Annotated in this window: 25 protein-coding genes and 2 pseudogenes; 12 read left to right on the top strand and 15 right to left on the bottom strand. The window is 72.8% G+C overall.

The window, feature by feature from the left end; genetic code table 11:
- Positions 1-41: 41 nt before the first annotated feature.
- From ACGFS9_RS17055 to ACGFS9_RS17030, 6 genes and pseudogenes are all read right to left on the bottom strand, one after another.
- Entirely contained in the window at positions 42-398 is a 357-nt protein-coding gene (locus ACGFS9_RS17055; protein WP_393253953.1) for a YciI family protein, read from the bottom strand.
- Positions 399-600: 202 nt separating this feature from the next.
- Positions 601-1,743, bottom strand: coding sequence for an FG-GAP repeat domain-containing protein (locus tag ACGFS9_RS17050; RefSeq protein ID WP_393253951.1), 1,143 nt, complete (start codon positions 1,741-1,743; stop codon positions 601-603).
- 597 nt (positions 1,744-2,340) lie between these two features.
- Positions 2,341-2,475 (bottom strand): annotated as a pseudogene (locus tag ACGFS9_RS17045) (glycosyltransferase family 2 protein); the annotation flags it as partial.
- Positions 2,476-2,781: 306 nt separating this feature from the next.
- The gene (locus ACGFS9_RS17040) at positions 2,782-3,555 is read right to left on the bottom strand and encodes an enoyl-CoA hydratase/isomerase family protein (protein ID WP_393253950.1); all 774 of its coding nucleotides are present in this window, start codon (positions 3,553-3,555) and stop codon (positions 2,782-2,784) included.
- A gap of 27 nt (positions 3,556-3,582) precedes the next feature.
- On the bottom strand, positions 3,583-4,464 hold the full coding sequence (locus tag ACGFS9_RS17035) for a cytochrome P450 (protein ID WP_393253948.1): 882 nt from the start codon (positions 4,462-4,464) through the stop codon (positions 3,583-3,585).
- Between the two features lie 572 nt (positions 4,465-5,036).
- Positions 5,037-5,711 (bottom strand): TetR family transcriptional regulator, encoded by a 675-nt coding sequence (locus tag ACGFS9_RS17030; protein ID WP_393253947.1) that lies wholly within the window; start codon positions 5,709-5,711, stop codon positions 5,037-5,039.
- A 1,687-nt stretch (positions 5,712-7,398) separates the two neighbouring features.
- Between ACGFS9_RS17030 and ACGFS9_RS17025 the strand changes: the two genes are divergently transcribed.
- The 6 genes from ACGFS9_RS17025 (at position 7,399) to ACGFS9_RS17000 (ending at position 11,458) form a co-directional block, all read left to right on the top strand.
- Positions 7,399-7,683 (top strand): hypothetical protein, encoded by a 285-nt coding sequence (locus ACGFS9_RS17025; protein WP_393253945.1) that lies wholly within the window; start codon positions 7,399-7,401, stop codon positions 7,681-7,683.
- A gap of 16 nt (positions 7,684-7,699) precedes the next feature.
- The gene (locus tag ACGFS9_RS17020; RefSeq protein WP_393253944.1) at positions 7,700-8,080 is read left to right on the top strand and encodes a hypothetical protein; all 381 of its coding nucleotides are present in this window, start codon (positions 7,700-7,702) and stop codon (positions 8,078-8,080) included.
- 411 nt (positions 8,081-8,491) lie between these two features.
- Complete coding sequence (locus ACGFS9_RS17015; protein WP_393253942.1) at positions 8,492-9,787, top strand: hypothetical protein; 1,296 nt, start codon at positions 8,492-8,494, stop codon at positions 9,785-9,787.
- Positions 9,784-10,686: a tryptophan synthase subunit alpha gene (gene trpA / locus ACGFS9_RS17010; protein WP_393253940.1), complete on the top strand. Its 903-nt coding sequence runs from the start codon at positions 9,784-9,786 to the stop codon at positions 10,684-10,686. The genes ACGFS9_RS17015 and trpA overlap by 4 nt, the downstream gene beginning before the upstream one ends.
- Positions 10,683-11,096, top strand: coding sequence for a hypothetical protein (locus ACGFS9_RS17005; protein WP_393253939.1), 414 nt, complete (start codon positions 10,683-10,685; stop codon positions 11,094-11,096). The genes trpA and ACGFS9_RS17005 overlap by 4 nt, the downstream gene beginning before the upstream one ends.
- The gene (locus ACGFS9_RS17000) at positions 11,093-11,458 is read left to right on the top strand and encodes a hypothetical protein (RefSeq protein WP_393253937.1); all 366 of its coding nucleotides are present in this window, start codon (positions 11,093-11,095) and stop codon (positions 11,456-11,458) included. The genes ACGFS9_RS17005 and ACGFS9_RS17000 overlap by 4 nt, the downstream gene beginning before the upstream one ends.
- 50 nt (positions 11,459-11,508) lie before the next feature.
- Here the strand turns inward: ACGFS9_RS17000 and ACGFS9_RS16995 are convergent, their stop codons facing one another.
- Entirely contained in the window at positions 11,509-12,078 is a 570-nt protein-coding gene (locus ACGFS9_RS16995; RefSeq protein ID WP_393253935.1) for a MepB family protein, read from the bottom strand.
- Between the two features lie 94 nt (positions 12,079-12,172).
- Between ACGFS9_RS16995 and ACGFS9_RS16990 the strand changes: the two are divergent.
- Positions 12,173-12,649, top strand: a pseudogene (locus tag ACGFS9_RS16990) (IS982 family transposase); the annotation flags it as partial.
- Positions 12,650-12,890: 241 nt separating this feature from the next.
- On the opposite strand, the gene ACGFS9_RS16985 reads toward ACGFS9_RS16990, so the two are convergent.
- Positions 12,891-13,976: a LacI family DNA-binding transcriptional regulator gene (locus ACGFS9_RS16985; RefSeq protein ID WP_393253934.1), complete on the bottom strand. Its 1,086-nt coding sequence runs from the start codon at positions 13,974-13,976 to the stop codon at positions 12,891-12,893.
- Positions 13,977-14,113: 137 nt separating this feature from the next.
- Here ACGFS9_RS16985 and ACGFS9_RS16980 point away from each other — a divergent pair, with 137 nt between their 5' ends.
- The 4 genes from ACGFS9_RS16980 to ACGFS9_RS16965 are packed head-to-tail and all read left to right on the top strand — an operon-like array spanning position 14,114 to position 19,590.
- Positions 14,114-15,427: an ABC transporter substrate-binding protein gene (locus ACGFS9_RS16980; RefSeq protein ID WP_393253932.1), complete on the top strand. Its 1,314-nt coding sequence runs from the start codon at positions 14,114-14,116 to the stop codon at positions 15,425-15,427.
- On the top strand, positions 15,424-16,335 hold the full coding sequence (locus ACGFS9_RS16975) for a carbohydrate ABC transporter permease (protein ID WP_393253931.1): 912 nt from the start codon (positions 15,424-15,426) through the stop codon (positions 16,333-16,335). Before ACGFS9_RS16980 ends, ACGFS9_RS16975 begins: the two co-directional genes overlap by 4 nt.
- Before the next feature lie 4 nt (positions 16,336-16,339).
- Positions 16,340-17,239, top strand: coding sequence for a carbohydrate ABC transporter permease (locus ACGFS9_RS16970; protein WP_393253930.1), 900 nt, complete (start codon positions 16,340-16,342; stop codon positions 17,237-17,239).
- A 50-nt stretch (positions 17,240-17,289) separates the two neighbouring features.
- Positions 17,290-19,590: a glycoside hydrolase family 3 N-terminal domain-containing protein gene (locus ACGFS9_RS16965; RefSeq protein WP_393253929.1), complete on the top strand. Its 2,301-nt coding sequence runs from the start codon at positions 17,290-17,292 to the stop codon at positions 19,588-19,590.
- A gap of 110 nt (positions 19,591-19,700) precedes the next feature.
- Here ACGFS9_RS16965 and ACGFS9_RS16960 read toward each other — a convergent pair whose 3' ends face one another.
- The 4 genes from ACGFS9_RS16960 to tsaB are packed head-to-tail and all read right to left on the bottom strand — an operon-like array spanning position 19,701 to position 22,207.
- Complete coding sequence (locus tag ACGFS9_RS16960; RefSeq protein WP_393253928.1) at positions 19,701-19,970, bottom strand: hypothetical protein; 270 nt, start codon at positions 19,968-19,970, stop codon at positions 19,701-19,703.
- Entirely contained in the window at positions 19,967-21,070 is a 1,104-nt protein-coding gene (tsaD, locus tag ACGFS9_RS16955) for a tRNA (adenosine(37)-N6)-threonylcarbamoyltransferase complex transferase subunit TsaD (RefSeq protein WP_393253926.1), read from the bottom strand. The genes ACGFS9_RS16960 and tsaD overlap by 4 nt, the downstream gene beginning before the upstream one ends.
- Positions 21,063-21,536: a ribosomal protein S18-alanine N-acetyltransferase gene (gene rimI / locus ACGFS9_RS16950; protein WP_393254051.1), complete on the bottom strand. Its 474-nt coding sequence runs from the start codon at positions 21,534-21,536 to the stop codon at positions 21,063-21,065. The genes tsaD and rimI overlap by 8 nt, the downstream gene beginning before the upstream one ends.
- 17 nt (positions 21,537-21,553) lie before the next feature.
- On the bottom strand, positions 21,554-22,207 hold the full coding sequence (tsaB, locus tag ACGFS9_RS16945; protein WP_393253924.1) for a tRNA (adenosine(37)-N6)-threonylcarbamoyltransferase complex dimerization subunit type 1 TsaB: 654 nt from the start codon (positions 22,205-22,207) through the stop codon (positions 21,554-21,556).
- 110 nt (positions 22,208-22,317) lie between these two features.
- Between tsaB and ACGFS9_RS16940 the strand changes: the two genes are divergently transcribed.
- Positions 22,318-22,872: a hypothetical protein gene (locus ACGFS9_RS16940; RefSeq protein WP_393253923.1), complete on the top strand. Its 555-nt coding sequence runs from the start codon at positions 22,318-22,320 to the stop codon at positions 22,870-22,872.
- 86 nt (positions 22,873-22,958) lie between these two features.
- Here ACGFS9_RS16940 and ACGFS9_RS16935 read toward each other — a convergent pair whose 3' ends face one another.
- The 3 genes from ACGFS9_RS16935 to ACGFS9_RS16925 form a co-directional block, all read right to left on the bottom strand.
- Positions 22,959-23,147 carry a hypothetical protein gene (locus ACGFS9_RS16935; protein WP_393253921.1) on the bottom strand — a complete coding sequence of 63 codons (189 nt, stop codon included), beginning with the start codon at positions 23,145-23,147 and terminating at the stop codon, positions 22,959-22,961.
- A 304-nt stretch (positions 23,148-23,451) separates the two neighbouring features.
- The gene (gene tsaE, locus ACGFS9_RS16930; RefSeq protein ID WP_393253919.1) at positions 23,452-23,985 is read right to left on the bottom strand and encodes a tRNA (adenosine(37)-N6)-threonylcarbamoyltransferase complex ATPase subunit type 1 TsaE; all 534 of its coding nucleotides are present in this window, start codon (positions 23,983-23,985) and stop codon (positions 23,452-23,454) included.
- Positions 23,951-25,183, bottom strand: a complete 1,233-nt coding sequence (locus ACGFS9_RS16925) for an alpha/beta fold hydrolase (protein WP_393253918.1) — start codon at positions 25,181-25,183, stop codon at positions 23,951-23,953. Before ACGFS9_RS16925 ends, tsaE begins: the two co-directional genes overlap by 35 nt.
- Positions 25,184-25,223 lie beyond the last annotated feature (40 nt).

The following is a 25,223-nucleotide window of genomic DNA, read 5'->3' as shown; positions in this document are numbered from 1 at the left end:
TCAGACACCCGCGGCGGCCCCGGGCCAAGCGGAACGCCCGCTCAGCCGCCGGCGATCTCGCGCACCTCGCAGGTCACCGTCCAGTGCTCCTCGTGCACCTTCAGGAACCGCTTGGTCCACTCCAGGGCCTCGTCCATGTCCTTGCACTGCATGATCGCGTAGCCGCCGACGACCTCCTTGGACTCGGTGAAGGGGCCGTCGGTGACGGTCAGTTCGCCGCCCGACCACAGGACGCGCTTGCCCTGCGCGGAGGGCGTCAGCCCCTCGGTCTCCAGCATGACGCCCGCCTTGGTGATCTCCTCGATCAGCTCGCCCATGCGCTGCATCAGCTCGGGGCTGGGGCCCTCGGGGGGCGCGGTGCTCTCGTCGATCTGGACGAGCGACAGGTAGCGCGGCATGGTGACTCCTCGTGTGTCTCGGTGATGCCCGGTGATGCCCGGTGGTTCCCGGTGACTCCGGGTGTTTCCGGATGGTCGTCGGTCGTTCCGGGGGACGGGGCCGTCCCCGCCTCTCACCCGTGCGTCGATCGGGGAGCGGCGCTTTCGACACCGCCGGGGAGGATTCCCCGGATTCTTTTCGCGGTGTGCCCGCAGGGGTGCGTCAGCCGCCGCCGGCCACGGTCCGGACGGCGCCGGCCCGACAGCCGGACAGCCGGCGCAGACCGCCGTGCCGGGCGGCCGGCCCGCCCGGCACGGCGGCCAGATCCGCACAGCCGTCGCCGTCGGTGTCGAGCAGCCGCACTCCCGGGCCGGTGACGTCCGGGCCCGCGCCGGACCGGCCGGACGGCACCGGCGCGCCCCCGAGCCGTACCGTCGTCCAGCCGCTGCCCGGGCCGACGCCCGCGGCCGAGCCGTGCGCGATCTCGGCCCGCCGCCCGGAGCCGGCGACGAGGTCCGCGTAGCCGTCGCCGTCGAGGTCGCCGACGGCAAGTCCGGGGCCGCCCCGGTGGTCCGCGGTCCGCACCGGGCCGGCGGTGGTGGAACGGTAGACGTGGACGCGGTACGGGCCCGCGCCCGCGCGCACCACGAGCGCCAGGTCGTCCCGGCCGTCACCGTCGAGGTCCCCGGAGGCGCCGCCCGCGACCCGGACGCGGGCGAGCCCGCCGGGGTCGAGCGCGCTCACCCGGGCGGGCTCGCCGCCGCGCCCCACCGGGCCCGTCCAGATCGCCGCCACGGTCCCGGCGGCGACTCCGCGGCCGGGGCGGAAGAGCGCGAGGTCGAGCAGGCCGTCGCCGTCGAAGTCGCCCGCCCGCGCGGTGGCGGCGGGCAGCGGGACCGCGCCGGACAGGCCGTGCGGGCCGCCGCGGAGGATCACCGCACCGCCCCTGCCCGCGGTGCCGACGACCAGGTCCGCGTAGCCGTCGGCGTCCAGGTCGCCCCGGGAGATCGCGGTCCCGAACCCCTCCCCCGCGGCCGGTGCACCGGGTACGCCCGCGGTGGCGCGGCTGACGACGGCCCGGCGGGCCGGGGCCGTGGAGGGGTCGCCGCCCGGGCCGCCGTACAGCACGGTGACGCGGCCCGCGCCCCGCCGCCCGCCGACCGTGGCCCGGCTGTCGGCGATCGCGAGGTCCGGGTGGCCGTCACCGTCGAAGTCGTCGCGGACGGGGGACGCGGCGGGAACCGGCACGAAGGCGGGGGTGACGGGGACGGTCGTCGCACCGGACGGGCCGGCCCCGGTCGGCGCGACCAGCGCCAGCAGCCCCAGGGCGAGGGGTCCCGCCCACCGCGCACCCACGGCGTCCATCGCCACCACCCTCCTGTCGCGGTCACCGGCTCACCGACGCACCGGCTCACCGACGCACCGACTCAACGACTCAACGACTCACCGCACGAGACTCACCGGCCGGCGCCTTGGTTGTACACGGCAGGGTCGGCCGGGCCCCCCGAAGGGGCGCAGCGCGATGGGCTGTTCGGGCGGCGGGCGGTGGGCAGCGGGCAGCGGGCAGCGACGAGCCCGCGGGTCCGGCGGCGGCCGAGGGCCTGGCTGCGGCCGGGCGGCCGGGCCATGGCCGAGGCGGCCCGGCGGTGGCCGAGGCGGCCCGGCGGTGGCCGAGGGGCCCGGCGGCGGGCGACAACGAGCCCGCGGGTCCGGCGGTGGCCGAGGGGGTCCGGCGATGGCCGAAGGGCCCGGCGGTGGCCGAGGTGGTCCGGCGGCAGCCGAGCCGCCCGGCGATAGCCGAGGGGCCCAGCGGTGCCCGAGCGGCCCGGCGATAGCCGGGCGGCCCAGCGGTGCCCGAGCGGCCCTGCGGCGGCCGAGGGGTGCTGGTCTCCGGAGCCCCGCGTCGGCACCGCGGCGCCGAAATTAGGTCATTGTCTCGGGCCGGACCGGCGCGGGGAATACGCCCACAGGCAGGCCCCGGTAGGAGCAGCCCACCACCCAGTCGGACTCCTCGGGGAACCAGAGCGGCCGACGGCCCAAGGCCCACAGGGGCACCGTGCGCCCGCCGACGGCCATCACTCGCGGGTCGGCGTACCCAGGGTCTCCGGCTGCGTTCACCGGCGCCGACCTGACCGCGATGACCAGCACCGCCTGCCACGATCCCCGCCTCGGCGAGGCCGTCGCACACGCCCGCGACGGCCGGATGGAGGCGATCAGGTGCGATTCCGGTTCGGGCGTGAGCCTGAGGGGAGCAGGGCTCCGCCATGGGACTGGACGAACTTGAGTAATCCGATAGCCAGCGGATGAGCACCCGTCGTTGCCCTTCCGACGACAGGTCGGCTCGCCCGGCAAACGGAGTGCCCGCTACCGCTGATGGCTGTTTGGCCGGCCCCCGAGGCCGGTTCACTGACCGGCACGCACGGCTCGCCCCCGGCTCCCGCTGCTCTGTCGCGAGATCGCCGCAGTGAGCAGCTCCTCATCGAGGAGACCGGCGGTGCGATGTGCGTCGGCCGACAGCATGCGCTTGGTGATCTGAACGGTGGCCGGGTCGCGGCGGGCAACGAGTCGAGCGACCTGGTCGACTCTCGCATTCAGATGACCGACCGGGACGACCTCGTGGAGGATGGAGAACTTCTCCGCCTTCTCCGCGTCGAACTCCTCGGACGTGAGCAGCAACTTGCGCACGGTGGCCCGCCCTGCCTCCTCCACCAGGCGCGGCAGGACTCCGCCCCACGCCGGAGGGACTCGGAGTCCGACCTCGGGCATCCGGAAGCGGCAGCTCTCGTCACCGATGCGCAGGTCGCAGAAGACGGCGAGCCCGAGCCCGGCGCCTATGACGTCTCCGTGCAGGCGCGCTATCGTCACCGCTCCCAGTTCGGCGAGCGCGGCACACACTCGGTGGGCCCGGGCGGCCAGAGCCCGAAGGGCTTGGCCGCCGGGTTCTTGGGCCAGGAGCGCGGGAAACTCGGATCGATCACCGCCCTGGCAGAAGTGGTCTCCGGCGCCGGACAGCACCACCACCCGGACGGCGGTGTCCTCTTCCAGCGCTCTCAGCAGGTCGAGCAGGTCGATGAGGACCTGCCCGTCGACGGCGTTGCCGTGGTCGGGGCGGTTCAGCTCCACCGTGAGCACGGGGCCGTTCAGGGTGACGCGGAGAGTCTTGAAATCCGTGCGCATGCGCGGCTTCATCTCGATTCTGTTCGGTCAGGGGAGGGTGAGGTGGAGGGCGGTGATGCGGCGGAAGGCCACTCGTGGGGCCCATCGCGCCGGCTCGCTCAAGTGGGGCCGGATGGGCCTGCGGAGGATGGAGGCGAGCAGGGCGGCGGCTTCCATCCGCGCCAGGGCGTTGCCGAGGCAGTAGTGGATGCCCGCCCCGAATGCGAGGTGCGGGGCGCGGCGCCGGACGTCGAAGCGGTGTGGGTTGGCGTACTGGTCCGGGTCGTGGTGGGCGGCTCCGACCATGAGCTGCACCATCTGGCCGGCGGGCACGAGGACGTCCCCGATGACCGTGTCGGCGGGGGCGATGCGGCTGATCATGTGGATGGGGGCGTCGTAGCGGAGCGCTTCTTCGACGGCCCCGGGAATGAGGTCGGGATGGCGGCGCAGCCAGTCCATCTGGGTGGGGTGTTCCAGCAGCAGGCGTAAGGTGCTCGACAGGACGTGTGCCGTCGTTTCCAGGGCGGCGAGGATCATGAAAAGGGCCAGTCCGTGTACTGCTTCGTCTGCCCTGACTCTGTCGGGTTCGAGGGTGTCCCAGGTGGTGAGCCAGGACGAAACAGGGTCGTCGCCCGGTATTCGTCGGCGCTCACGGATCAATTCGGTGAAGTAGGAGCGCAGTCGCGCCGTGGCGGCGTCGGAGATTGCGAGCTGGCTGGTGGTCGGAAACAGCTCTTGCGAGTAGACCTGATCGTGGGTGAGGTCGCGCAGGAGGCCGTAGTCGGCTGCGGGCAGGCCCATCCATCGTCCGATGCTGATGACCGGGAGTTCGTCGCTGACGAGTCGGTTGAAGTCGGCGGGTCCGGCATGCACGTGCTCGACGAATCGGTCGATCAACTCGTCGGCTGCACTCTGCACGGTCTGCTGCATCGCCGCCAGGGACACCTGAGGGAAAAGGTTCCCCAGTGACCGGCGCATGCGTGTGTGGTGGGGCGGGTTCATCATCGGCAGAGCGGCACCCATCTGGCGCGAGGCGGGCGAATCCCAACGGGCCCTGTCGGCTTGCGTCGTGCGCCAGTCGCGGTCAGGGACCTTCCAGGACCTGTCCCGGAGCACACGGTCGCACAGGCGGTAGGACGTTACGAGATATCCGCCCCACGGCGCAGGAATGACGTCGCCCATCGCGGAAAGGCTTTTGTATGCGGGGAGGGGGTTTTCCTGGCCGGCGCTTTTCCTCAGGCGGGCGAACAGCGAGATGAGTGCACGTCGGTCGACGGCATCAGTGGCCGTGGAGGGCTCCAAGGCAACCCTTTCTCAAAAAATCACGTACCGATGGCGAGCGCTGCATACCCCTGCGGTTGAATTTTCATGCAAACAGAGATGCACGCCACACGTAACGTCCGGGCATCGCCCGCCCGTCACGCTCATCGCCAGTGATTCAGGGCACCACAAAGCGGCCGATAGGCATGCACTCGGCGCGAATCGGAAGGGAAGTTCGGGGCCTAGGCCTGCCGCTCCAGGAATGCCTGGTAAAGGTCCCGCCCGCGCGACTCCGAGAAGTCGATTTTCCTCAGGATACGCGGGTGCGCGATAACGGTCATGAGGTTCTGGTACATCGTCGAGACGTGCCCTTCGAGGCCGTCAAGGTTCCCGTAGACGGCGTGATGGGTGAGAACGATGCCCGACCAAGCGCCGGAGATCTGGTGGGCCTGCGCGACGGTGTCGACGTCCGCCCCGACTTCGCCCATCTCCTTGGCCTTGTCCAACTGGGCGGTATTGATGTTGATCCAGTCGGGCCAAGGAGTCCCGTAGACGTCGCGCGCATTATACGTAAGGGACAGCCTCAACGCCGCCCGGATGGCGGTGTCCCGAACAATTTTGTAGGCCAGGATCATCCCGGTGTCGACAACCATCTGAAGCTGAATGTCTTGCTCTACAAGACCCTCGACCGTGAAAGTCGCCTTGAGGATCGCGGCGGCCAGATCCTTTTTGCCGTCGAAGTGGTAGTAGAAGGCACCCTGCGTTGCGCCGGCCCGCTGCACGATCTTGCGTACGGCTGCCCCTTCGTACCCATTCTCCTCGAATTCGTGTCCCGCCGCCCGGATAAGCTTGAGTTCCTGCGGGGACCATCCATGCCGACCGGAGAGAGCTTCGTATTTCTTGGGCGCCTCGGGCACTGGCCTTACCTTTCCGCATTCCGCCCGGGGTATCGGGCGAACTATCACGCGCCATATTTGCAGCGATTCATTCCGAATATTCCAGAATGAGTACTCCGGACCAGTCCCGTGGACGAGTCGGATCAGCCTCTGCCGATTGAGCACCCATTCGATAGTTCCCCCGCAGGCGGAATCATGGCACGCCTGCGGCTTGCTCAGCTCGCCCGGCGCCATCAGGCCGGGCACGGCGAGACCGCCGCAGGCACAGCACTCCCCGTGCGCCGAGAGCAGCTCCCCCCGAGGCAACCCTGCGGAGCGCTCGGGCGCACGGTGCGCCGGGTTCCCCTCACGCGCTCTCCGTTTCTCGCGACGACGGCACCGGTTCGGACGTCGGCACCCCTGCCTTCCAGACAGCCGACAAAGCCAGACACGGTCGACATGGTGGCCGACAGGACGCCTTTCGTGACCGACGAGGCGGAACCAACCCGCCGGGCCACCTCCACCCCCCTTGCGCTTGACGTTCCAGCGACGAGAGTCCCAGACTTGGCGCGACCTGAACAGACCAACTGGTCACTTACAGATAAACGACTGAACGTCGTAAACCGGGCGTATGGCATACGGGGCTCGATGGCGAAGTTCCGTAGCCGAGTGCGCTTGGACGGCGACCAGAGGCACGAATCTGCTTGTGAGACCTGGTGTCTGATCGAGTAGCTTGAGTCCGCACCATCGGCCGGCGCCAATGGCGCACAGTCGAAGCCAACTGACAATATGGTCATCTGTCGGACCGAACGGTCCGCCAGATCCACGCCGCGACAGGCGGCCTCCGCACAGCCCGACGTGCGGAACGGCGCGCCCCGCGGGTCCAGCACAGGGGGAGACATGGACGTCGTTAACGCCCGCACAAGGCGGCGGCCACGGGCGCAGCACCGACGCCCCGGGGGAGCACCGGCCCGGTCGGAGGGTCGGGGAGCGCCGAGCGGAAGGCCTCCGCTCGGCGCCTCGCCACGGCGCATCCGGCCCCGAGAGACCGTGCAGGCAGCCTGACGATCAACTGACGCCACGCCGCGGGCGCCTGTACCAACTCAGCCGCCGGTCCGTCTGTTGACGCAGACGGCACCACGGGCCCGGGCTACGCGGAGTGGGGTCGGCACGAGGAACGGCGGTCGCCTCCTGTTGACGCAGGAGACGACCGCCGCGAGCAGCGCACCACCAGAGATCACCATTCGCCCTGGGGTGCTCAGGCGGCGTGTTCGAGCACGCCGCCGGACAGAATAGGCCACCGCGTACCTGCCTCAGAGGGACAAGTACCAGCTGTGCGGCCTGCGTCGGAGCGCCCCAGCACCTCGTAGGAGGAAGCTGTGCCCGATTCCCCCCGTAGTCTGCACCACGCGCCGCGACACCGGACACGGACCGCCGCGCAGCGACCCGCCGCTACGGCCACGGGGCGTCCCGGGCGCCCGCCGCGCCGACCCTGACGCCTTCCCGCCGCTTGGTCAGGGGAACCTGCCTCCCGCCTGACCAGGCCCCTCCGGCCGAGCATGCCGTTCACCGGCTTCGCGCCCGGGCTCTGCCACAAGCCTGCGGCCCTCGGCCCCGCGGGGTGCCGCCGTGTTCCTCCGGCGGCACCCCGAACGGCCTCCATCACGACATCCAGAGCCCGCGCCGGGCCCTGGATGTCGTGGCTTCCCCCTTGACGCAAGGACGAGCCGTGTCCGGAGAAATCGTCGCGTTCGTCGCGGCGACGGCCGTACTCGACCGGATCGCGCCGCCGCACGCCCGTGGCCTCTGCACCGGTATCTGGGGCACGACGCTGACCACCGCGATCATCTGCGCGCCTGTTCTGGCCGGGTGGCCGCTCACGCACGGCGGGCCGGGGCTCGTCGGTGACACCACCTTCGCCTGCGTCGTCCTGGGCGCCGTGGTGTGCCTTCCGCTGGGTCTGCTGCTGCGCGGCCCCCGCTCGCCGCAGCCCTCCCTCTCTCCCACGCACTGACCGACCGGAGTTGTCGATGTCCTTCACACGCTTCACTCAGCGCTCCATGCCCGCCCTGGTCGGCGGAGCCCTCGTCGCTGCCGCACTGTCCGCTCCCGCATCGGCCAGCTCGGGCTGGTGGTACTCCACCGGCGGCGGCGCCTCCGGCTTCTACCACCACGTCTCCCAGCGGGTGACGGCCTGCGACATCGCCACGGACGGCTACAAGGCGGTCGTCCAGATCACACGGGCGACCGGCACGTGGGCCTCGGTTGCCACCGACCGCTTCAACGACGGCTCGTGCACCTCGACGCGGCCGACCCTCTCCGAAGGGGCGACCAAGCGGATCAGGGTCTGTGTGCAGAAGGGGTCGGCCCGGCCCGTGAAGTGCAGTGCGGCGCACACGTTCCAGGTCTGACCCGACTCCGGCGGGCTTCCGATGCCCGGCCGCGGCCGGGCATCGCCGCGGCGGCGACACCTGCGGCCGTGCGGGGTGATCGTGCCGGGCCCGCCGATGGCCCCGCTGCCGCGCGCCGCCACCACCGTCCCCCTCCCGGAAGGAGCCATCCGTCGACCCTGCCCATCGCTCGCGCCGCGGACGAAACCCGCACGCCGAGGCCTCCGCGCATTTCGCCCGCTCCGGCCTGACCGACGAGGTGAGCCGGGCGGACGAGGTGACGCACTTCCCGACCGACTCCGCCCGGCAGGCAGGCGTGGCGACGGCCGTGCCCGGGCGGCCCGCCCCCGCCGTGCCGCCTCGGACCACCACCTGCGTCCGCTGACCACCCGCCCGCCTTCTCCTGCCCGTTCCCATCCCCTGGAGGTTTCCATGACCGTGTCCGCGCTCGACACCGCCACCACATCCACGGCCCGCCCCACCCGAGGGGTCGCCGCCGTCGTCGCGCCGTTCGGCACCGGCAGCCACTACCGGGCCGAGGTCACCGACCGCGGATGGGACTGCGTCGCCGTCACCCTCTCCGACGCGCTGCTGCCCGCGATGTACCGGGGCGCCCTGGACCCGGTCGGCTACCGCGACGTCGTCGTGCACGACGGCGACATGCAGCGCACCGCGCGGGCGCTGCGCGAGCTGGAGGTGAGTGCGATCCTCGCGGGGACGGAGATCGGTGTCCCCCTCGCCGAGATCCTCGCCCACCGGCTCGGCCTGCCCGGCAACGACCCGCGGACCTCGGAGCTGCGCCGGAACAAGGGCGCCATGGCCGAAGCGCTGCGCCACGCCGGTCTGGACGCACCGCGCAGCCTGCGCACCGACCGTCTCGGCGAGGCCCTGGACTGGGCGGAGCGGCAGCCCGGCGGGGAGTTCGTCCTCAAGCCGGCCGACTCCGGCGGCAGTGACGGGGTGGCATTCTGCTCCGGCCCTGCCGACCTCCGGGCCGCCTGGGGGCGACTGCACCAGGTGCCCAACGCACTCGGCGGCCCCAACGACGAGCTGGTCGTCCAGGAGCGGCTCGTCGGGCAGCAGTACGTCGTCAACTCCGTGTCCGCGCCCGCCCCGGGCAGCGGTGTCCCCCGCCACGCCTTCACCGAAGTCTGGGCCGATCACCGCACCGGCCTGCTCTGCGACCGCCTCGACCTGCTCCAGCCCTCCCGGCTGATCCCGCGCCAGCTCGCCCTCTACACCGCGCGCGTCCTCGACGCACTCGGGGTGCGGACCGGGCCCGCGCACACCGAGGTGATGTGGGTGCCGCGGCGCGGCGCGGTCCTCATCGAGACCGGTGCCCGCCCGGAGGGCTCCTACGACGTGGCCGCGATGCGGGAGGCCACCGACAGCGACCACGTCCGTGACGCCGTCTTCGCGGCCCTGACCGGGCGGCCCACCCTGCACGCCGACGCACGGCGCCCGCCGCGCTTAGTCACCAAGGTCTCCCTGATCGCCCCACAGGACGGCGCCCTCGATGAGGCACTGCTGGCCGAGCTGCTGGCCCTGCCCACGGTGACCGGACACGTCGGTGCGCTCACCCCCGGCGCGCCCATCACCCGCACCGTCGACCTGCTCACCTCGCCCGGCCGGCTGACCCTGGCCTCGGACAGCGCCGACGCCATCAACGCCGACCACCAGGCGATCCGGGCCCTCGAAGGCCGCGGCCTGTACGGGGTGCAGCGGTGAAGGCGCCCGCCACCACGGCACCGGTCGTGGCGCTGCCGTGGTGGCCTGCCCCCGAGCCTGTCGGGGCCCACCTGGCCCGCACAATCGAGCAGGCCAGGGCACAGGCCCGGTCGGCGCTCGCGGTCTACCTGCCTGTCGGCTATCCCGACCAGGCGACCGGCCGGGAAGCGCTGCACCTGCTCGCGCAGTCCGCCGACGTGATCGAGCTGGGCATCCCGCACCCGGGCGTCCTGGACGGCCCCACCATCCAGGACGCCTCCCGGACCGCGCTCGCCGCAGGATTCCGGATGCGGCATCTGTTCGAGGCGGCGCGGGAGCTGTCTGCGACGTCGGCGGCCGCGCTGGTGGTCACGTCGTACTGGCAGCCCGTCCACGCCTACGGGCCCGCCCGGTTCGCCGCGCGGGCCGCGGCCGCCGGGATCTCCGGCGTCCTCCTGCCCGACCTGCCGCTGGAGGAGTCGCGGGACTGGCTGGAGGCCGCGCGCGCCGCCGGCCTCGCGGCGATCCCGCTCGTCTCCTCACGCACCACACCCGAGCGACTGGCCCGGATCACGGCCATGGCCACCAGCATGATCTACGCGCCCGCCACCGACGGCATCACCGGCAACGGCCCGTCGATCAGCGCCACCCTGCCGCACCTGATCAGCCGCCTGCGGAGCCTGACGGACCTGCCGATCGCGGCAGGCATCGGGATCTCCACGCCCGACCAGGCCCGCGCCGCCGCCCGCTGGGCCGACCTGGTGGCGGTGGGCTCCGCCGTCATCCGCCACATGCACGCCCACCCCCGCGCCCCGGTGAAGGCCGCGGCCGCCGCCGGACAGGCCTTCGCCGCCGCCCTGCGCACCCCCCACTCGTCGACCGACCACGCCCGCCACCCGATCCAGGAGGATCACGCATGACCGGCCGCCCCCTCTCCCCCGCCCTGCGGCGCCCGATGGCCGCCCTCGCCGTCGGTGCCGCCCTGCTGGCCCTGCCGGCGTGCAGCAGTGCCACCGCGCCCGCGATGTCCGCCTCCAGCACCACCCAATACTTCGCCAAGACACCCGCGCACCCGGCCACCTACGCGCTGCGCCTGGCCGACGGCGGCGTCCTCGCCGCCTTCCCCAGCTCCTACACCGAGGAGACGCTCCTCAAGCCCGCCTACCGGGGCGCCTACAACATCAACCCCGGCGACCGGGAGTCCATCTACGACTCGACCAGCCGGGCCGTGATCACCGACGAGTTCCAGAACCAGGGCCTCGCCGTCCTCGCCCCCCACGGCAAGGCGCGCGTCATCGCCGCCGAATACCGGATGGTGGACTCCCGGTGAGTGCCGAGGACCACGACCGCCCCGACCCGGCACAGGAGAGGCGCCACACCTCCGCCCACGCCGCCTGGGAACGCGCCCGCGACCTGCGCCTGGGGGCCTTCCTCACCGCCCGGATGTGCGAGGTCGAGATTGTCGCCTGCAGTGAGGAGCGCGCCGCGCTGATGTGGGTCCTCGACATCCTCCCCGGCTGGCGCAATGCCTGCGCCGGCCACGTACCCGCGGCCTTCGTCGGCCGTGTGGACACCGTCGGCTGGATTCTCCGGCTCGTCGCCCACAGCCGATGGCGGCACCACCCCGAGTGGGAGGCCGCCTTCCACCCCCAGGCCGCCGGCCCCGACCCGCGACCAGAGAGCGCCCCATGACCGGCCCCGACGACGACACCGACGACGCGGCCGCCGCCTACGTGTGCGTCCTATGGGTGGTACAGCTCTTGGGCGCGGGCTGAATCGATGGGTCGGTCCTGGGGCAGGTGCAGGAAGTAGTCCAGTTGCCACGCCTGCGCAGTGCCGGCTTGGCGGTTGGTGGTGGTCACCCAGGGCGGGTAGACGCGGAAGGCTCGTTTCCCACCGGAGCCGTCCGCTGATGCGACACCGTGTTGGCAGAGCGCGTCCATAGGAAAGATGAACTGGCCGAAGTGATGACGGTCGCGGGTGCTGACGACGAAGAGGTCGACGGGGTCGGTGGCGTCGAAAGGCTGGATGGGCCCGCCCGGGGACCTCTTCCATACGGTGACGAACTGGCCGACCTTGGTCGGGGTCGTCTTGGCTGCGCGGAATCGGATGGCGAGTCCGTCAAGAGTGAAGGCGTGGGCGGCGTATGCGGCACTCTCGGTTTCTGGGGCCGGCTGCGAGCAGGTGAACCCGGAGGGGTCGTAGACGAGCGCTTTCGCCGCGAGGAGATCTCTGTGGGCCGGGGTGGTGTCCGACCACGGTTTGAATCCGGTGGGGTGGAGATCGAGTGAGTGCCCGCGGTTCGTCGCCATTCGTTCACCCTGTCACGAATGCTGGAACGGTCGCCGACCGAACTGGCGGTGCGGCTCTCGTTGACATTCGAATGCTGACGGTGTCTGGGAATGTGTGACGAACAACCTGGATGCCCTGCTGACCGCACTGTACGTGAAGATCGACGACGCGATAGGAGGCACCCGATGGCTGGGCCGACCGCCGCAGCTGACAGACTCCGAGCTCGTCTGCCTCGCCGTCGCGCAGGCGCTGCTGGGCTTCACTTCGGAGTCGCGGTGGCTGCGGTTCGTCGACTCCCGCTTGGGTGAGATGTTCCCGTACGTGCCCAAGCAGCCGGGCTGGAACAAGCGGCTGAGGGCCGCGTTGCCGCTGGTCAAGAAGACCATACGTCTCCTGGCCGCCGACACGGACTTCTGGTTCGACAACCACTGGATCGTCGACTCCACGCCGGTGGAATGCGGTCGCTCGCGTTCGACCGTGAAGCGGTCGGACATGGCCGGATGGGCCGGATACGGGTACTGCGCCAGCCACAGCCGGTTCTTCTGGGGCCTGCGCCTGTTCCTGGTATGCACCCCGGCCGGGATGCCCATAATCCGCCGAGACGGGCACCACCTGTTCCGTGGCGACGACCAGCGAGGCCTGACCGACCCATGACGCGAGTGCCTGGTTCTCTCGGTCGGCTGCCTCCTGCACGATCGCCGGTTCGGCGTCGTTGAAGGAGACCTTGAAGCGGTGGGGACCGGGTCCCGCCCGGCTCGCGCCCACGTCGTCGCACCGCAGGACGCGACGCCTCCTCATTCGCCCGCGACTCGTCCACGCTGAGCGCCCCCTCCTACCCCTCCGGGTTCGACCGCCCGCGCCCGCCCCCGGTACCGGGGGCGGGGCCGGTCACGCGGGGGGGCGCCGCCGTGCTGCTGCGGACCACGAGCCGGGTCGCCAGCTCCATCCGCGTGCCGGCCGCGGGCCGCTCCTGTCGCCCCAGTTCGAGCACCAGTTTCGCCGCCGCCTCGGCCATCTCCGTCAGCGGCTGCCGCACGGTCGTCAGCGGCGGCCCCACCCAGCGCGCCACCGGAAGGTCGTCGAAGCCGACGACGCTCAGGTCCTCGGGGACGCGCAGCCCGAGCTCGCGGGCCGCCTCGTAGAGCCCGAGCGCCTGGAGGTCGTTGCCGGCGAAGACGGCCGTCGGCCGGTCGGGCAGGCGCAGCAGGTCGAGACCGGCCCGGTGGCCGCTCTCGTGGTGGAAGGTCCCGGGACGGATCAGCTCCGGAGCGACGGGCAGCCCCGCGGTCTCCAGCGCCGCGCGGTAGCCGTCGATCCGGGCGCGGCTGCACATCATCCGCGAAGGGCCGGTGATCGCGCCGATCCTGGTGTGGCCGAGTTCGATCAGATGGCGGGTCGCGGCCAGCCCGCCCTGCCAGTTGGTGGCACCGATGGACGGCACGTCGTCCCCGGGGTCGCCGGCCGGGTCCATCACCACGAACGGCACGGACCTGCTGGTCAGCAGGGCCCGCCCGGCCTCGTCGAGCCCGGACAGCACGAGGATCACCCCGTGCGGGCGGCGGGCCGCGACCTGGTCGGCCCAGGTCCGGCCGGGGGTCAGCCGGCCGGCGCTCTCGGAGAGCACCACGCTCAGCCCCTCGTCCCGCGCGACGTTCTCCACCCCGCGGATGACCTCCATCGCCCAGGCGCTCTCCAGCTCGTGGAAGACCAGGTCGATGAGGGGGGAGCGGCCCGCCTCTCCCCCGCGCCGCCGGTATCCGTGGCCGCGCAGCAGCTCCTCGACCCGGGTGCGGGTCGCGGGAGCGACGTCGGCGCGGCCGTTGAGCACCTTCGAAACAGTCGGAGCCGAGACACCGGCCTCCCGGGCGATCTCGGCGAGCGTCGCGGTCCGTGCCTCCGCGGAATTCCCAGGCTTCATGCCCGCGATCGTATCCCTGCGCGACCCCTTGACGAACCCTCGGGATCGCCCTACGTTCCCGGAACATTCGCTCATCCAGTCGAAACATTCGCGTCGGCCTGTCGCAGGCCCGCGCGCAGACCGAGAGGTGCCGACCCATGGAGTCGTCGCACAGCAGACGTTGGTTCCTCGGCGCGGGCGCGACCGCCCTGGCCTCCGTCGGCGGGCTCACCGCCTGCGGATCCGGCAGCGGCTCGGGCGGCGGAGGCGACACGCTCACCGCGTTCGTCTACGGCGACGACGCGGCGAAGATCCAGGTCAAGTCCGTCAGCCGGTTCAACGCGTCGGCCGCCGCGCGGAAGACCGGGGGCACCGTGAAACTCCAGAAGCTGCCCCCCACCGACTACCCGGCGAAACTGCGCACCGCGATGGGTTCGCCCAACGCCCCCGACGTGTTCTTCAACTGGGGCGGCGGCTCGATCAAGGCGTACAAGGACGCCGGCCGGCTCGTCGACCTCACCGACGTCATCGCCTCCGACCCCGTCCTCAAGGACGGCTTCCTCCCCGCCGTCCTCAGCGCGGGCGGGCTGGACGGCAGGAAGTACGGCGTCCCGATGCGGGGCATGCAGCCCGTGATCCTCTTCTACAACAAGACCGTCTTCGCGGAGCACAAGCTCCGGCCGCCGACCACCTGGGACCAGCTGCTCGACATCAACGCCAGGCTGAAGAAGGCGGGGATCACCCCCTTCGCCCTGGGCGGCTCGGACATCTGGCCCGAGCTGATGTGGCTGGAGTACCTGGTCGACCGGATCGGCGGACCCGGCGTCTTCGAGAAGATCAAGAACGGTGACGCCGCGGGCTGGGGCGACCCCGCCGTCCTCAAGGCCGCCCGCACCGTCCGGGAACTCGTCGACGACGGCGCCTTCGGCACCGGCTACAGCTCGGTGGGCTACGGGAACGGCGGCGCGCCCGCCGTCTTCGCCAAGGGCCGGGCGGCGATGCACCTGATGGGCTCGTGGGAGTACTCCACGCAGCTCGGCAAGTTCCCCGACTTCGCCCGGAAGAACCTCGGCTGGTGCGCCTTCCCGACGATCGAGGGCGGCGCGGGCGACATCCGCAACGTGGTCGGCAACCCCACCAACTACTGGTCGGTGAACGCCGGGACCGCCAACAAGGACGCGGCGATCGCCTTCCTGCGCGACAGCGCCTCCACCGCCTACACCAAGGAGCTCATCGCCAACGGCGACGTGCCGGCCACCGCGAACGCCGCGAGCCTGCTGAGCGCCTCGCCCAACCCGGAGTTCGCCGACTTCCAGTACCGCATGGTCCGGGAGGCCCCGGCGTTCACGCTGAGCTGGGACCAGGCCGTCGCCCCGGACGTGTCGACCCCGATGCTCACCGAGGTCGACAAGCTGTTCGTGGGCAAGTCCTCGCCGGAGCGGTTCGTCGCGGCCCTCCAGGGGCTGAAGTGAGCCGCACGCACCTCACGGGCGGCCCCCGCGCCACGGGCCGCCCCCGCGCCACCGCGCGCGGCAGGGTGGGCCGCCCGAGCCCCGTCCTGGCCCTGCCGGGCGTGCTGTTCTTCGCGTTCTTCGCCCTCGCGCCGATGGCGCTGGCCTTCTACCTCTCGTTCACGCGGTGGAACGGCCTGGGGGACCCGCAGCCGGTGGGCCTCGCGAACTGGCGCAAGCTGGTCACCGACGACCGGCTCACCCAGTCCCTCACGGTCACCGTCGCGCTGACGGTGGCGAGTTGGGTGTTCCAGACGGTGTGCTCCCTGCTGCTGGGGGTGTGGGCCGCGGGCGGACAGCGCAACCGCGCGATCCTCTCGGCGGTGTTCTTCACGCCCTTCCTGCTGTCGTCCACGGCGATATCCCTGCTGTTCTACGCCCTGCTGGACCCGAACTTCGGCATCATCCACGCGGACACCCTGGGCACGACCGACGGCGCGTTCCTCGCCCTCGTGTTCGTCGGCGGCTGGCAGTTCATCCCGTTCCACACGCTCATCTACCAGGGCGGCGCGCGGCAGATCCCCGAGGTGCTCTACCAGGCGGCGGCCGTCGACGGCGCCGGGCGGCTGCGGCAGTTCCGCTCCATCACCCTGCCGCAGCTGCGCAACACCGCCACCACCTCCGGGGTGCTGATGGTCGTCGGCTCGCTCACGTACTTCGAGACCGTCCTGATCCTCACCCAGGGCGGCCCCGGCACCGACACGGCCATCCTGCCGTACCTGATGTACCAGGCGGGCTTCAAGAGCTACGACTTCGGCTACGCCAGCGCCGTCGCCTCGTTCCTCGTGGTCGCCGCGACCGCGCTGTCCCTGCTCATGGTGCGGCTGTCCGGCTTCGGCGCGATGCGCAGCACCCGGGAAGGGATGTGACGCCATGGCACACGCCACCCTGCGCCGCCCGGTGACGACGGACCCGGCCCCGGGCCCCGGCCCCGCCGCGCGCCGCCGCGGGCGGCGGCCCGGCCGCGCCAACCCGCTCGCCGGCGTGGGCTCCGTGGTCTGGCTGGCCGTCGTGGTCGTCCCGGTCTACGCGATGATCTCGGCCTCGCTCACCCACCAGAGCGAGGCGCTCGGCCACAACGCCCTGACACCGCCCGCCCACCCGACCCTCGACAACTACTCCACCGTCCTGCACAACGGCTTCGGCCACCTGCTGTGGAACACCGTGCTGGTGGCCGCCGGGGTCGTGGGAATCGTCCTGGCCCTGTGCGTGCCTCTGGCCTACGTCGCCGTGCGCACCCGCGGCATCTGGTCGGGGGCCGCCTTCCGGCTCTTCCTGCTGGGCGTCGCGATCCCGGCGCAGGCCGTCGTCGTCCCGCTCTACCTGATGATCGCCAAGCTCGACCTGTACGACAGCCTGCTCGCGATCATCCTCCCGACGGCCGCCTTCGCGATGCCGGTGTCGGTCCTGATCCTCACCGGCACCCTGCGGGACATCTCCGAGGAGCTGTACGAGGCGATGGAACTCGACGGCGCCTCCACCACCCGGATGCTGTTCCGGCTGGCCGTGCCGCTCGCCCGGGGCGGCATCGGGACCGTCGTCGTCTACTCCGCCCTCCAGGCATGGAACGGCCTCCTCTTCCCGCTGATCTTCACCCAGTCCGACGGCCCGCGCGTCCTGACCCTCGGCCTGTTCACCTACGTGAGCGAGTTCGGCGTGGACATCCCCGCGCTGCTGGCCTCCGTGGTCCTCTCCGGCGTACCGATCTTCGTCGTGTACCTGGTGGCCCGCCGCGCCCTGGTCGGCGGCCTCATGGGCGTGGGCGGCAAGTGACCGCGTACGACCGGGGGCCGGCCGGACCCCACCTCACCGACAGGAGTCACATGACCACCGCCCCCTGGCGCGACCCCTCGCAGAGCGCGGCAGCCCGCGTCGACGACCTGCTCTCCCGGATGACCCTGGAGGAGAAGACCGCCCAGCTGTACGGGGTGTGGGTGGGCGCGGCCACGGACGGCGGCGGAGTCGCCCCGCTCCAGCACGAGATGACCGCCGACCACGACTGGGACGAGCTGATCACCCTCGGGCTCGGCCAGCTCACCCGCTCCTTCGGCACCGCCCCGGTGGACCCGGAGGTCGGGGCGAGGGCGCTGGCCCGCGCCCAGCGGGCGATCGCCGCGGCCGGCCGCTTCGGCATCCCGGCCGTCGCCCACGAGGAGTGCCTCGCCGGCTTCACCGCCTGGCGGGCGACGGCCTACCCCGTCCCGCTCGCCTGGGGGGCCACCTTCGCCCCGGAACTGGTCGAGGAACTGGGCGCGCGCATCGGCGCCGACCTGCGCTCGGTCGGGGTGCACCAGGGCCTGGCGCCGGTCCTCGACGTCGTCCGCGACCTGCGCTGGGGCCGCGTCGAGGAGACGATCGGCGAGGACCCCCACCTCGTCGGCACGATCGGCACGGCCTACGTCCGGGGCCTGGAGTCGGCGGGGATCGTCGCCACGCTGAAGCACTTCGCCGGGTACGCGTCCTCGGCGGGGGCGCGGAACCTGGCCCCGGTGCGGGCCGGCGTTCGGGAGTTCGCGGACGTCACGCTCCCGCCGTTCGAGATGGCGGTCCGCGAGGGCGGCGCCCGCTCGGTGATGGCCGCGTACAACGAGACGGACGGCGTCCCGGCGTCGGCGGACGCCCGGCTGCTCACCGAACTGCTGCGGGAGCGCTGGGGGTTCACCGGCACCGTGGTCGCCGACTACTTCGGCGTGGACTTCCTGCGCACCCTGCACCGGGTGGCGGGCACCCCGGCCGAGGCGGCCCACGCGGCGCTGGAGGCGGGCATCGACGTGGAACTGCCGACGGTGAACTGCTATGGGCAGCCGCTGGTGGACGCCGTACGGCGGGGAAGCGTCCCGGAGTCGCTGATCGACCGGGCGGCCCGCCGCGTGCTGGCGCAGAAGTGCGCACTGGGCCTGCTGGACGAGGACTGGCGGCCGGAGCCCGACGGCCCGGTGGACCTGGACTCGCCCGGCAACCGGGACCTGGCCGCACGCCTCGCGGAGGCCTCCGTGGTCCTGCTGGACAACCCGTCCGGCGTGCTGCCGCTGGCCCCGCAGACCCGTGTCGCGGTCGTCGGGCCCCGCGCGGCGGACCCGCTGGCCATGCTCGGCTGCTACTCCTTCCCCTCGCACGTCCTCACGCACCACGCGGACGTGCCGACGGGCCTGGAGATCCCCACGGTCCTCGACGCCCTGCGCGCCGAACTGCCGGACTCCAAGGTGACGTTCGCGCGGGGCTGCGACGTCACCGACCCCGACCCCGCCGGCTTCGCGGAGGCGGTGGCGCGGGCGTCCGAGGCCGACGTGTGCGTGGCCGTCCTCGGCGACCGCGCCGGACTGTTCGGCCGGGGCACGTCCGGCGAGGGCTGCGACGCCTCCGACCTGCGGCTGCCCGGCGTCCAGGGCGACCTGCTGGACGCGCTCGCCGCCACCGGGGTCCCGGTGGTGCTGGTCCTGCTGACCGGCCGCCCCTACGCGCTCGGCCGCTGGGACGGCCGGCTGGGCGCGGTGGTGCAGGCGTTCTTCCCCGGCGAGGAGGGCGGTCCGGCGGTGGCCGGTGTCCTGTCGGGACGCGTCAACCCCTCGGGCCGCCTGCCCGTCAGCGTGCCGCGGCTGCCCGGCGGCCAGCCCTGGACCTACCTCCAGCCTCCGCTCGGCCTCGCAAGCGAGGTCAGCAACCTGGACCCGACACCGCTGCACGCCTTCGGCCACGGCCGCTCGTACACGACGTTCGCCTGGGAGGACTTCCGGGGACCGGACGCCGAGATCGCGACGGACGGCGCGTACGAGGTGGCGCTCACCGTCCGCAACACCGGGGACCGGCACGGCAGCGAGGTCGTCCAGCTCTATCTGCACGATCCGGTGGCCTCGGTGACCCGTCCGGACGTCCGGCTGATCGGCTACCGGCGGCTGGACCTGGCACCCGGCGCGTCCCGCCGGGTCGTCTTCGGCTTCCACGCGGACCTGTCGGCCCTCACCGACCGCGCGGGCGAGCGCGTGGTCGAGCCGGGCGCGCTGGAGCTGCGGCTGGGGGCGTCGAGCGCGCAGACCCGGTACACCGCGCGGCTGACCCTGACGGGACCGCGACGCGTGCTGGGCGCGGACCGCCGGCTGCGCTGCGAGGTCCGGACGGAGGACTGACCCGGAGCCGGTGGAGGGCGGTGGAGGGCGGGGGCGGTGGAGGGCCGTGCGGGGCGGCCCGGGGCAGCCGTCCGCCCCGCGCCGCCGGCGGTGTCCCGCCCGCCCTCCGATCAGCCCGCCGTCCCGTCCTGCGGGACCGACTCGAAGCGCCACCGGTGCACCGCCCGGGTCACCAGATCGCCTTCCGGCTCGGGCAGCTCGGGCAGATCCGCGTCGTAGGGGGCGTCCCACCAGGTGATGACGAGCACCCGGTCGGCGGGCGCGCGCAGGATCTCGCGCCGGACCGGCTCCCCCTCCGTCGGCTGCCGCCGCACCCAGGCCAGCAGGTCCTCGCCGCGCCCGGCGACGGCGCGGGCCTCCCACATCAGCGCGACGGTCACGAGTAGAGGTTCTCCTTCGCGACCTCGTGCACGTGCTCGTGCGGGTGCGCGTGACCGCGGCCGGGCACGTGCGGGTCGGTCACCGGCAGGGACGAGTCCGCGGACAGGCCCCAGTCCGAGGCGGCCCGGTTGCGCGCCACCATCTCCGCGCCGAGCGCGGCCACCATCGCGCCGTTGTCGGTGCACAGCTTCGGGCGCGGCACCCGCAGCCGGATGCCGGCGGCCTCGCAGCGCTCCTGGGCGAGGACGCGCAGCCGCGAGTTGGCGGCCACCCCGCCGCCGATCATCAGGTGGTCGACGCCCTCGTCCTTGCAGGCCCGCACGGCCTTGCGGGTGAGCACGTCCACCACGGCCTCCTGGAAGGACGCGGCGACGTCGCGCACCGGCACGTCCTCCCCCGCCGCCCGCTTCGCCTCGATCCAGCGGGCGACGGCCGTCTTCAGACCGGAGAAGGAGAAGTCGTACGCCGGGTCGCGCGGTCCGGTCAGACCGCGCGGGAACGCGATCGCCGTCGGGTCGCCCTCCTTCGCGTACCGGTCGATGACCGGGCCGCCGGGGAAGCCCAGGTCCAGCACGCGTGCGATCTTGTCGAAGGCCTCGCCCGCCGCGTCGTCGATGGTCGCGCCCATCGGCCGGACGTCGGAGGTGATGTCGGTGGACAGCAGCAGCGAGGAGTGCCCGCCGGACACCAGCAGGGCCATCGTCGGCTCGGGCAGCGCGCCGTGCTCCAGCTGGTCCACGCAGATGTGGGAGGCCAGGTGGTTGACGCCGTACAGCGGCTTGCCGAGCGCGTAGGCGTACGTCTTGGCCGCCGAGACCCCCACGAGCAGCGCGCCGGCCAGCCCCGGCCCGGCGGTGACGGCGATGCCGTCCAGGTCCCGGGCGGTGACCCCGGCCTCCTTCAGCGCCCGCTCGATGGTCGGCACCATCGCCTCCAGGTGGGCGCGGGAGGCGACCTCGGGCACGACGCCGCCGAAGCGGGCGTGCTCGTCGACGCTCGACGCGATCGCGTCCGCGAGCAGCGTGGTGCCGCGGACGACACCCACACCGGTCTCGTCGCAGGAGGTCTCGATGCCGAGGACGAGAGGTTCGTCAGCCATGGGTCTCTGTTCCTTGTACGGAGGTGGAGGGGTCGTGCCGCCGCATCACCAGCGCGTCCACGTTCCCCGGCTGGTAGTAGCCGCGCCGGAAGCCGATGGGCTCGAAGCCGAAGCGCTCGTAGAGCTTCTGCGCGCGCACGTTGTCCACCCGGCACTCCAGCATCACTTCGGCGCAGTCGAACGCCGTCGCCGCCTGGAGCAGCTCGGTGAGCAGCCGCCCGCCGAGACCGGTGCCCCACTGGTCGCGGCGGACCGCGATGGTCTGCACGTCGCCGAGGTCGCCGGAGGCGGCGAGCCCGGCGTACCCGACCAGGCGGTCGCCGTCGCAGGCCACCACGTAGCGGCGGGTGGCCTGCGGACCGCGGGCGTGGGCCAGCTCGGACCAGAACATCCCCCGGGACCAGGCGTCGACGGGGAACAGCTCCTTCTCCAGCTCCAGGACGGGATCGATGTCCCACCAGCGCATCTCGCGCAGTTCGGCGGTCACTTGGGGGTGACCACCTTGTAGTTCTTCGGCACCTGCGCGTCCGGGCGGCGCAGGTACAGCGGCCGGGGCGGCGGGAGCTCCGCGCCGGCGGCCAGCCGTTCCACGGCCAGCGCGGCGAGCGCGGCGGCCGAGACGTGCTCGGGCGGGCGCGCGTCCGGGAAGGCGTCGGGATAGAGGAGGGCGCCCGCGCCGACCACGGGCAGCCCGGCGAGCGAGGCGGCGATCTCGGCGGGGCGGTCCACGGCCGGCTCCGACACCCGGGTGCGGGGGTCGGCGTAGCGGGCCCAGTAGACCTCCTTGCGGCGGGCGTCCGTGGCGACGGCGAAGGGGCCCTCCACGTCGGCCGCGTACGCGAGCCCGTCGAGGGTGCACAGGCCGTGCACGGGCACGCCGAGGGCGAGTCCGAGGGTGTCGGCGGTCATGAGGCCGACCCGCAGCCCGGTGTAGGGGCCGGGGCCGGCGCCCACGACGACGCCGGTGACGGCGTCCAGCCGCAGACCGGCCTCGGCGAGCACCCGGTCGACGGCCGGCAGCAGCAGTTCCCCGTGCCGTCGCGCGTCCACCTGGCTCGACGAGGCGACGACGGAGGTTCCGTCGTGCAGGGCGACGGTGACGGCGGGGGTGGCGGTATCCAGAGCGAGCAAGAGCACGCAAACAGCCTACGGCGCCCGAGCCGGACGCACGGCCGCCCGGGAGTCCCGTCCCTCTGCTGCTACCGTCACAGCAAAGACGTACGAAGGTCGAGAGGTGGGCACACACGGTGGCTAGGAGCAGCTCGGGATTCGTGGCCGGGCTCACGGTGGCGGCGATCGCCGCAGTCGGCTTCCTCGCCTATCAGGCGTCCGCGAGTGTTCCGGACACCCTGGGCAAGCCGCGTGCGAGCGCCACGCCCAAGACCACCGCCTCCAAGACGCCCCGGGACAAGAAGAACCCGGCCGCGCTGCCCGCCCGGTCCGGCAGCGGCGAGCGGGTCGTCTACTCGACCGACGACGACCGGGTGTGGCTGGTCGGCGCGGACGGCAAGGTGCGGCGCACCTTCAAGGTCACCCCCGGCACGGTCGACCCGGCCCCGGACACCTACGCCGTGACGACCCGGGCGGGAGCCATCACCGGCTCCGACGGCGTGCGGATCGAGCACCTCGTGCGGTTCACGCTCGTCGACGGCGTGGCGGTCGGGTTCAGCGCCGCGGTCGACGGCTCGACCGGCTCACCCGACCCGGGCAAGAAGCTGGGCGGCATCCGGACCTCGCGCGCCGACGCGGACGCGATGTGGGAGTTCGCGACCGTGGGCGAGAAGGTCGTCGTCGTCAAGTAGGGGCCCGGCCCGCCGGCCGGGTGACGACCCGGCCCGCCGGCGGCTCCCGGTCCCGCCCCGGCGGGCGAGCGAAGGGCACGGCGGCCTCAGGCCGCGCGGCGCGTCCGGCCGTCCGCGCGCGGATCGGCCAGCGGGGCGCGGGGCGGCCGGGAGACGGCCTCCGCCGCGGCGCAGGACGCCAGCAGGTCCCGCATCGACACCCCGGCCGCCTCGCGCGGCGCCACCGGAACGTCGGGGTCCGGGGCCGGCACTGCGGCCGACTCTGAAGCCGACATGGACGCCTCCTGGGGCTTCGGGGGCAACGTGGTTAGGTAGACCTAACCACGCACGGGAGTCCATGTGACCACGGCCGGGACGCGGAACGCAATATCTTGCCGACACGCTGTCGGACAGTCGGCCGAACGACCCACCCGTCGGACGGTACGGCGGCCGCCCGGCCGGTGCGCGCGGGACGGGTGGGCCGGCCGGGACGCCCGGTGGGCCCTCACCCCGCACCCGGCCCGCCCGTGAGCCCGGTCGGCCGGATCGGCCGGATCGGCCCGGTAGGCACGCTCGGCCGGATCGGCCCGTTCAGACCGGTCAGCCCGCGAGAGCGTCCAGGCGCACACCGGTCCAGCGGGCGCCGAGGCCGGTCAGCGTCACGTGCCGCACCTCGTCGGTGGTGTCGCCGACGGCCCGGTGGACGACCACGTGCAGCCGGTCGTCGGTCAGCTCCTCGACCTTGCCCTCGCCCCACTCCACGACGATCACGGAGTCGGAGAGCGAGACGTCGAGATCGAGGTCCTCCATCTCGTCGAGACCGCCGCCGAGGCGGTAGGCGTCCACGTGCACCAGGGGCGGCCCGTCCACCAGGGAGGGGTGCACCCGGGCGATGACGAACGTCGGGGAGGTGACCGCGCCGCGTACCCCGAGCCCCTCGCCGAGGCCACGGGTCAGCGTAGTCTTGCCCGCGCCCAGTTCGCCGTTCAGCATCACGAGGTCGCCGGCGCGCAGCAGCGCGGCCAGCGAGCGGCCCAGATCCTGCATCTGCTCGGGGGAGGTGACGGTGATCCGCGCGCCGGCCGCGGCCGGCGTGGGCTCAGCCGGGTCGTGCGCTGCTGCTGGTGCTTCCATAGCCACCCACCGTAGCTCCTGCCGGAACGGCTCCCGCGCGCATCAGGAGGTCCGCGAGGCGGTCCGTGACGACCTCGGGATGCTCCAGCATGACGAGGTGGCCCGCGTCCGGGACGAGGACCAGTTCCGCGTCGGGCAGCAGGTCGGCGATGGCCTCGCTGTGCTCGCTCGGCGTCACCAGGTCCTTCACCCCCGCGAGCACCAGGACGGGCAGACCGCCGAAGTGGGCGAGCGCGGCCGTCTTGTCGTGGTCGGTGAACGCCGGGTAGAACTCCGCGACCACGTCGATCGGGGTGCTCTCGATCATCCGTTCGGCGAATCGCTCGATGGCCGGGTCGACGTCCCGGCCGGCGAACGAGTAGCGCTTGATGACCCCGGCGAACAGGTCGGCGGTGGCCCGCCGTCCGCGCTCCACCAGGTCGGCCTGCTGCCCGAGCGCCTTCAGCACGCCGGGGAGCACCCGCCGGACCGCGTTGACGCCCGCGACGGGCAGGCCGAAGTTGACCTCGCCGAGCCGTCCCGACGACGTGCCGACCAGGGCGACGCCGACCACCCGGTCCCGGACCAGCTCGGGGAAGCGGTCGGCCAGCGCCATCACCGTCATCCCGCCCATGGAGTGCCCGACGAGCACGACCGGGCCCTCGGGCACGGCCGCGTCGATCACGGCCTTCAGGTCGCCGCCGAGCTGGTCGATGGTGACCGGCGCGCCGTCCCCCAGCTGCGCGGCGCCCCGCCCGGAGCGCCCGTGGCTGCGCTGGTCCCAGTGCACCGTGCGGACCACCCCGCGCAGCGCGGCGCGCTGGAAGTGCCAGGAGTCCTGGTTCAGGCAGTAGCCGTGGCTGAAGACGACGGTGACGGGGGCGGGCGCCTTCCGGCCGAAGAGCCGGCGCCGGCGCGACCCGAGGGGCGCCTCCGGCTCGGCCTCGTCGACCTCGTAGTACAGCTCGGTGCCGTCCTCCGCGAACGCCTTGCCCGGAGTGCCGCGCAGCGTTCCGTACGGGCCGGCCGAGTCGAGGGCGAGGCGGGCCTTCCTGCGCATGCCGCGGCCGACCGTCAGCCGCTCTATCGCGACCCCGGCCGCGGCCCCCGCCGCGACCACGCCTATCGCGGCGCCCGCCACCCCGGCCCTCCGCCAGGTACCGGCGGAGGCGGCGGCCGAGACCGCGCTCACGACGGCCTCCGCGCTGCTCTCGCTCACGTCCCGCTCCTCCTCGTTCCGGCTGTCGGCCCGTTCCGGC

Source organism: Streptomyces sp. NPDC048566 (genome assembly GCF_043199735.1).
In the GTDB taxonomy this organism is placed as follows: Bacteria; Actinomycetota; Actinomycetes; order Streptomycetales; family Streptomycetaceae; genus Streptomyces.
The sequence above is the reverse complement of the archived record's forward strand: the minus strand, read 5'-3'. Positions and strand labels throughout refer to the sequence as shown.